Raw genomic sequence first — 6,888 nt, forward strand, 5'->3', positions numbered from 1 at the left:
TACGAAATATCCACATCTGTACTCCGTGCTGTCTACCTGATGACTGCTCATTCCGCTTCGGACGGGCGTAAACCGGTCGCGTGGATCGCCCCTCCGCACTAAGCTCGCGCGCTTTGGCCGACGTAGGAACGACCGGGGAAATCGGGGGGATACGGTGCGCCAGGCAACGGCTCGCAGGGCGTGGCTCTATCCGGCCGTCGCGGCCGGCGGGTTCCGGCGCTACGCCACGTACGGGACGGCGACGGCGGCAGGGGTGTTCACCAACACCGTCTTCGGTTTCATCCTCGCGTACACGTACGTCGCCCTGTGGGACGAGCGGCCCGGACTCGGCGGCTACGACCAGGCGCAGGCGCTGACCTTCGTCTGGGTGAGCCAGTCGCTGCTCGCCGCGGGCGCGCTCATCGGCGGCGGTTTCCAGGAGGAGATGCAGGAGCGCATCCGCACGGGTGACATCGCCGTCGACCTGTACCGGCCGGCCGATCTGCAGATGTGGTGGCTCGCGGCCGATCTGGGGCGCGCGGGCTTCCAGTTGCTCGGGCGCGGGGTGGTGCCGCTGCTCGCGGGGGCGCTGGCGTTCGAGCTGGCACTGCCCGCCGATCCGGTGCGCTGGCTGCTGTTCCTGGTGTCCGTACTGCTCGGGCTCGTCGTCAGCTTCGCGATCCGCTACCTGCTGGGGCTGGCGGCGTTCTGGCTGATGGACGGGACCGGGATCAACCTGATGGCCGTCGTCGTCACGATCTTCTGCTCCGGGATGCTGCTGCCGCTGACGGTGTTCCCGGGCGGCTTCGGCGAGATCGTCCGCGTCCTGCCGTGGTCGGCGATGATCCAGGTGCCGCTGGACGTGCTGATGGGCGAGCACGCCGGCGCCGGGGGCGCGGTGCGGGCGCTGGGCTTCCAGGCGGGGTGGGTGCTCGTACTGCTGGGCGCGGGACGGCTGTTGCAGTCGGCGGCGACGCGGAAGGCGGTGGTCCAGGGTGGCTGACGCGCTGGCGTCGGGGTCGGCGGAGTCCGGGGCGGCGAAGTCCGGGGCGGCGGAGTCCGGGGCGGTGGCGGTTGCGGCGCGGCCCGGACGGCCGCTGGAGCTACCGGCGCGGAACCGGGCCCTGGAGGGGCTGCGCGGCTACGGGCTGATCGTGGCGATGTGGATCCGGTCGACGATGACGTACCGGACGTCCTTCCTGCTCTCCACGTTCGGGAACGCGGCGATCACGCTCCTCGACTTCGTCGCGATCTGGATCATGTTCTCGCACGTGGACGTCCTCGGCGGCTTCGCGCTGCCGGAGATCGCCCTCCTGTACGGGTCCGCCTCGGCCTCCCTGGGGCTCGCGGACCTGCTCCTCGGCAACACGGACCGGATCGGCGTCCGGATCCGCGACGGCTCGCTGGACACCATGCTGGTGCGCCCGGTCCCGGTGCTCGCGCAGGTCGCGGCGGACCGCTTCGCGCTGCGGCGGGTGGGGCGGATCGGGCAGGGCCTGGCGGTGCTGGTCTGGGCGGTCGCGGTGCTGGACGTGGACTGGACGGCCGGGAAGGTGTGGCTGATGCCCGTGATGGTCGTGGCCGGGGCGGCGATCTTCGGGGCGGTGATGGTGGCCGGGGCGGCGTTCCAGTTCGTCGCCGGGGACGCGGCGGAGGTGCAGAACTCCTTCACGTACGGCGGCAACACGATGCTCCAGTACCCGCCGACGGTGTTCGGGAAGGACCTGCTGCGCGGGGTCACCTTCGTCGTTCCGCTGGCCTTCGTGAACTGGCTGCCCGCCCTGTACGTCCTGGGGCGGCCCGATCCGCTGGGGCTGCCGGGGTGGGTGGCGTTCCTGAGCCCGCTGGTGGCGGTGGTGGTGTTCGTACCCGCGTCGCTGGTGTGGCGTGCGGGTCTTCGTTCGTACCGGAGTACGGGGAGCTGAGCGGCTGTGGGTGGCACGGATGTGCTGATCGAGCTGGACGGGGTCGAGAAGGTCTTCGACGTCCGGCGCCGGGTGGGCCTGATGCGCCGGGAGAAACGCCGGGTCAGGGCGGTTGACGGGATCAGCTTCGAGGTGGCGCGGGGCGAGGTCGTGGGCTACATCGGGCCCAACGGCGCTGGGAAGTCGACCACGATCAAGATGCTGACCGGCATCCTCACCCCGAGCGGCGGGCGGCTGCGGGTCGCGGGCATCGACCCGGCGCGGGAGCGGATGCGGCTGGCGCACCGGATCGGGGTGGTGTTCGGGCAGCGGACCACGCTGTGGTGGGACCTGCCGCTGAAGGACTCGTACGGGCTGATGCGGCGGATGTACCGGATCCCGGCGGCGCGGTTCGAGGAGAACCTGGAGCGCTGCGTGGACCGCCTCGACCTGGCCGAACTGCTGGACGTACCGGTACGGCAGCTGTCGCTGGGCCAGCGGATGCGCGGGGACATCGCGGCGGCGCTGCTGCACGATCCCGACGTGCTGTACCTGGACGAGCCGACGATCGGGCTCGATGTGGTGAGCAAGGCGAAGGTGCGGGGCTTCCTGCGGCAGTTGAACGCGGAGCTCGGCACGACCGTGCTGCTCACGACCCACGACCTGCAGGACATCGAGCAGTTGTGCGAGCGCGTGATGGTGATCGACCACGGGCGGCTCATGTACGACGGGGCGCTGGCCGGTCTGCACTCGATGGGGGAGGGCGGCGGCGAGCGGACGCTGGTGGTGGACCTGGAGCGGGAGCTTCCGGAGATCAGCGTGGCGGGGGCGCGGGTGGTGAAGGTGGACGGCCCGCGGCAGTGGCTGGCGTTCCCGGCGGGGACCTCGGCGGCGCCCCTGGTGGCGGAGGTGGCGGCGCGGTACCCGCTGCTGGACCTGTCGGTCCGGGAGCCGGACATCGAGGACGTGATCGCGCGGATGTACGCGGGGCGGGGGTGAGGGGCGGGGACCAGGGGGCGGGGGCGAGGGCCCGGCCGGGCCGGGGGTAGGGGGAAATCAGGGGCGGACCCCGGGTGCGGGTCGGGGGCGGAGCCGTTCAACCGGGGGGCTTCTGTGCATAGGCTGACCCACATGAGTGACGAGCGGCCGGAGAAGCCGTTGCCGGAGAAGACATCGCTGGAGAAAGCGGTTCCGGAAGGTACGGGCCCCGAGCCGCTCCCGGCCATGCGGGCGTCGGATGCCGACCGCGAGCGGGTGGTGGAGCGTCTGCGGGACGCCGTCGCCGAGGGCCGGATCGACATGGAGGAGTTCGAGGAGCGGCTGGAGGCGGCGTACGCGTCGCGTACGTACGCGGAGCTCGAACCCCTGACCCGGGACCTGCCGGCCGTGGCCGGGGCCGGGGCCGCGGACCGGCCCATGGCCCCGGCCGCTTCCCCGGACTCGTCCTGGCCGGCGCGGATCGGCGGCACGGCGACCTCCTCGTCGGCGGTCGCGGTCATGTCGGGGTTCCAGCGAAAGGGCCGCTGGACGGTGCCCGGCCGGTTCAACGCGGTGGCGTTCTGGGGCGGCGGCGAACTCGACCTGCGTGATGCCGACTTCGCGGCGCGCGAGGTCGTGATCACCTGCGTGGCCGTCATGGGCGGTATCGAGATCACGGTCCCGCCGGGCGTGGAGGTCGACGTACGGGGCATCGGCATCATGGGCGCCTTCGACCAGGGCAAGGCCCTGGAGAACCGGCCGGAACCGGGCGCTCCGCGGGTGATCGTGAACGGCCTCGCCTTCTGGGGCGGGGTCGCGGTCAAGGTCAAGCCGCCGAAGGGCGCGAAGGGCGCCAAGGGCGAGAAGGGTCCGAAGCGGCTGGACGGCGGCGCGGTACGCAAGGAGCTCTAGGCCGGACCCCGGAGCCCGGAGCCCGGAGCCCGGAGCCCGGAGCCCGGAGCCCGGAGCCCGGAGCCCGGAGCCCGGAGCCCGGAGCCCGGACCCCGGAGCCCGGACCCTGGAGCCCGGTCACCCTGTCCGGACCCGGACCCCGGTCACGGCGTCCGGACCCGGACCCGGACCCCGGTCACGGCGCGCCGGGAACTCTGCGGACCTCCCGGGAGTCGGATGCTATGCAGACAAAACCGGCCACCGGGGGAAGGCAGGAGTCGTACGTGAAAGACGTGGAAGCCGCCACCGACCGCGCGCGGGCGGGCACACCGGCCGCCGGGGGCCCGTTCGTGTTCAGCGAGGCCGACGAGGAGCGCCGCCGCGGCGTCCGCCGCATGAAGACCACCGCGACCGGCCTGCTGATCCTGGTCGCGCTGGTCTACGTACTGACCACCTGGGCCGAGCACTCCGGGGCCGGCGGCTGGGCCGGCTACGTCCGGGCCGCCGCCGAGGCCGGCATGGTCGGCGCCCTCGCGGACTGGTTCGCCGTCACCGCGCTGTTCCGGCGCCCGCTCGGGCTGCCCATCCCGCACACCGCGATCATCCCGACCAAGAAGGACCAGCTCGGCATCTCCCTCGGGGAGTTCGTCGGCGAGAACTTCCTCTCCCCGGACGTGGTCCGCGCCCGGCTCCGCGCCCTGCGCATCGGCAGCCGCCTCGGAGGCTGGCTGGCCGAGCCCGCGCACGCCGACCGGGTCACGGCCGAGCTCGCCACCGCGCTGCGCGGAGCCCTGACCGTACTGCGCGACTCCGACGTGCAGGCCGTCGTGGGCGAGGCCGTCACCCGGCGGGCCGAGACCGCCGAGATCGCGCCGGGGATCGGCAAGACCCTGGAGAAGGTCGTCGCGGACGGCGGGCACCGCCGCGTCGTCGACCTCGTCTGCGTCAAGGCCCACGACTGGCTGGTGACGCACGGGGACTCGGTGATGGGCGCCGTCCAGGGCGGCGCGCCCGGCTGGACCCCGCGGTTCGTGGACCGCAAGGTCGGCGAGCGCGTGTACAAGGAACTGCTCCGCTTCCTGACCGAGATGCGGGACATGCCGGAGCACCCGGCGCGCGGGGCGGTGGACCGGTTCCTGACGGACTTCGCGGCCGACCTCCAGTCGGACACGGACACCCGGGCCCGGGTGGAGCGCCTGAAGTCCGAGATCCTGCAGCGCGAGGAGGTCCAGGACATGATCGCCTCCGCCTGGACCGCGATCCGGTCGATGATCATCTCGGCGGCGGAGGACGAGCAGAGCGAGCTGCGGCTGCGGGTCAGGTCCTCGCTGCTGTCGCTGGGGGCGCGGCTGGCGACGGACGGCCGGCTCCAGGACAAGGTGGAGGGCTGGATCGAGGGCGCGGTGGTGTACGTGGTGACCACCTACCGGGCCGAGATCACCTCGCTGATCACGGACACGGTGGCCGGGTGGGACGCCGAGCACACGTCGCGGAAGATCGAGGCCCACATCGGCCGCGACCTGCAGTTCATCCGCATCAACGGCACGGTGGTCGGCGCCCTGGCCGGGCTGCTGATCTACGCGGTGTCGCAGGCGTTCGGCGCGTAGCCGCGCAGGCGGCCCCGGCGCGGAACGCCGGTCCTGCCTCCTGCCGCCGGCCGGCCGGGCAGGTGGACGGGTCCGGCCGGCGCACGCCGGCCCGGCGCGCACGGCCGGGCCGGGCGCCCACCCGGCTGGGCAGACCCGGCTGGGCAGACCCGGCTGGGTCGCGTCGGCTGGCTGCGGTCGGCCCGCTCGGCTCAGCCGCGGTCGGCGACGACCCAGGAGGCGGTCGCCACGACGGCTGCCGCCCCGAGCACGGCCGGCCAGGCCCCGACCTTCTTGGCCAGCGGGTGCGCGCCCGCGAAGCCGGCGAGGTACAGCGCGCCGAGCCCGGCCGCCGCGGGGGTGCCGCCGCGGCGGTGCCATTCCCGCCCGGCGGCGAGCCCGGCCGCGCCGAGCACGACACCGCCCAGCGGACGCTTCTTGGTCCACCGGGCGACGGCGTACCCGCCGACCAGTCCGGCGGCCGCCACTGCGGAACTCGGTACGCGCGCCATGCCCACTTGCCCACTCCTCAAGTCGTCTGATCTGACCGATCTCACGTGTACTACTCCTGCGAGTGCCGGTGCCACGAGGCTAACGCGGGGGCTTGACCACCCGGCGGGCCCCCAGCGCCCCCAGCACGAGCACGGCCCCGCCGATCACACCGTCCGGCACGGCGTCCTTGACGGCGCGCGGCAGCAGCGCCACCACACCCAGGACGAGAAGGAAGGCGAGCACGCACCGGCCGGTGGCCCGAAGCAGTCTGTCCACGGGCTGCTCAACGCGCCGCGCGTCCCCCCGACACGGAATGCGGGGAGGGGATTTGTCGCACACTCGCCGGATCCGTGCGATACGCGCTCCAGGAACCGGACCGGCATAAATTGACTCTCCCATCCCAAACGGGAAAAAGAGGAGCTCGGACATCGTGATCTGCTACGGACAGGCCGTCCTCGACCTCGCGGACGAACTGGTCGACGCCTATGCCGACGTCTTCTCAGCCCCGCCGTGGAACGAGGACGAAGAAACCATTCGCCAGTTCGCGGTCCGCCTCCAGTCCGACGCCCGGCGCCGGGGTTTCCGTACGGCTCTCGCCCAGTCCGCGACCGGCATCGACGGCTTCGCCACGGGCTGGCTCACCCCGGCGTCCTTCCCCAAGGCCCGCGGGTACGCGCAGGTCGCGGCGCAGCTCGGCCCGGAGCGGGTGCGGGAGCTCCTGACGGGTGCGCTGGAGATAGACGAGCTCGCCGTACGCCCCTACGCGCGCGGCCACGGAACCGGCCGGGCCCTGCTCACCGAGATCACCGCCGACGCCCCGGACCGCCGGGCCTGGCTGCTGACCTCCCGCCTGGCGACCGACACGGTGGCCACGTACCGCCGCCTGGGCTGGCACGAGGTCACCCCCCGCCCGGGCACGCAGACGGGCGTGATCGTCTTCCTCTCCCCGGACCACCCGGGCCGCTAGTGACGTGAGTCAGAGATTCGGTGGCAGTAGGCGGCGACTTTGTCGAGGATCTCGTCGGCGGTCTTCGTCCAGACGAAGGGTCGGGGGTGTT

The 6,888-nt window shown here is 72.8% G+C and carries 8 protein-coding genes; 6 read left to right on the forward strand and 2 right to left on the reverse strand.

What is annotated here, in order from left to right; all coding sequences use genetic code 11:
• Positions 1-154: 154 nt before the first annotated feature.
• The 5 genes from ACFYXK_RS27960 (at position 155) to ACFYXK_RS27980 (ending at position 5,359) form a co-directional block, all read left to right on the forward strand.
• Positions 155-982, forward strand: a complete 828-nt coding sequence (locus ACFYXK_RS27960) for an ABC transporter permease (RefSeq protein WP_383513459.1) — start codon at positions 155-157, stop codon at positions 980-982.
• 64 nt (positions 983-1,046) lie between these two features.
• Positions 1,047-1,904 (forward strand): ABC transporter permease, encoded by an 858-nt coding sequence (locus tag ACFYXK_RS27965; protein ID WP_389413614.1) that lies wholly within the window; start codon positions 1,047-1,049, stop codon positions 1,902-1,904.
• 6 nt (positions 1,905-1,910) lie between these two features.
• Positions 1,911-2,882 carry an ATP-binding cassette domain-containing protein gene (locus tag ACFYXK_RS27970; RefSeq protein WP_389413605.1) on the forward strand — a complete coding sequence of 324 codons (972 nt, stop codon included), beginning with the start codon at positions 1,911-1,913 and terminating at the stop codon, positions 2,880-2,882.
• Positions 2,883-3,014: 132 nt separating this feature from the next.
• Positions 3,015-3,773 (forward strand): DUF1707 domain-containing protein, encoded by a 759-nt coding sequence (locus ACFYXK_RS27975; protein WP_389413606.1) that lies wholly within the window; start codon positions 3,015-3,017, stop codon positions 3,771-3,773.
• Between the two features lie 221 nt (positions 3,774-3,994).
• Positions 3,995-5,359 (forward strand): DUF445 domain-containing protein, encoded by a 1,365-nt coding sequence (locus tag ACFYXK_RS27980; RefSeq protein WP_389413607.1) that lies wholly within the window; start codon positions 3,995-3,997, stop codon positions 5,357-5,359.
• A gap of 191 nt (positions 5,360-5,550) precedes the next feature.
• Here the strand turns inward: ACFYXK_RS27980 and ACFYXK_RS27985 are convergent, their stop codons facing one another.
• Positions 5,551-5,850 (reverse strand): hypothetical protein, encoded by a 300-nt coding sequence (locus ACFYXK_RS27985; RefSeq protein ID WP_030297991.1) that lies wholly within the window; start codon positions 5,848-5,850, stop codon positions 5,551-5,553.
• Positions 5,851-5,929: 79 nt separating this feature from the next.
• Positions 5,930-6,106: a hypothetical protein gene (locus ACFYXK_RS27990; RefSeq protein ID WP_266666706.1), complete on the reverse strand. Its 177-nt coding sequence runs from the start codon at positions 6,104-6,106 to the stop codon at positions 5,930-5,932.
• Positions 6,107-6,260: 154 nt separating this feature from the next.
• Here ACFYXK_RS27990 and ACFYXK_RS27995 point away from each other — a divergent pair, with 154 nt between their 5' ends.
• Positions 6,261-6,797 carry a GNAT family N-acetyltransferase gene (locus tag ACFYXK_RS27995; protein WP_389413608.1) on the forward strand — a complete coding sequence of 179 codons (537 nt, stop codon included), beginning with the start codon at positions 6,261-6,263 and terminating at the stop codon, positions 6,795-6,797.
• Positions 6,798-6,888 lie beyond the last annotated feature (91 nt).

It is taken from the genome of Streptomyces sp. NPDC002209, from assembly GCF_042890265.1.
Lineage (GTDB): Bacteria > Actinomycetota > Actinomycetes > Streptomycetales > Streptomycetaceae > Streptomyces.

Excerpts from the sequence above, each read along its gene's own strand:
- ACFYXK_RS27975 (WP_389413606.1), top strand. The coding sequence starts at position 3,015 with ATGAGTGACGAGCGGCCGGAGAAGCCGTTGCCGGAGAAGACATCGCTG.
- ACFYXK_RS27985 (WP_030297991.1), bottom strand. The coding sequence starts at position 5,850 with ATGGCGCGCGTACCGAGTTCCGCAGTGGCGGCCGCCGGACTGGTCGGC.
- ACFYXK_RS27980 (WP_389413607.1), top strand. The coding sequence starts at position 3,995 with ATGCAGACAAAACCGGCCACCGGGGGAAGGCAGGAGTCGTACGTGAAA.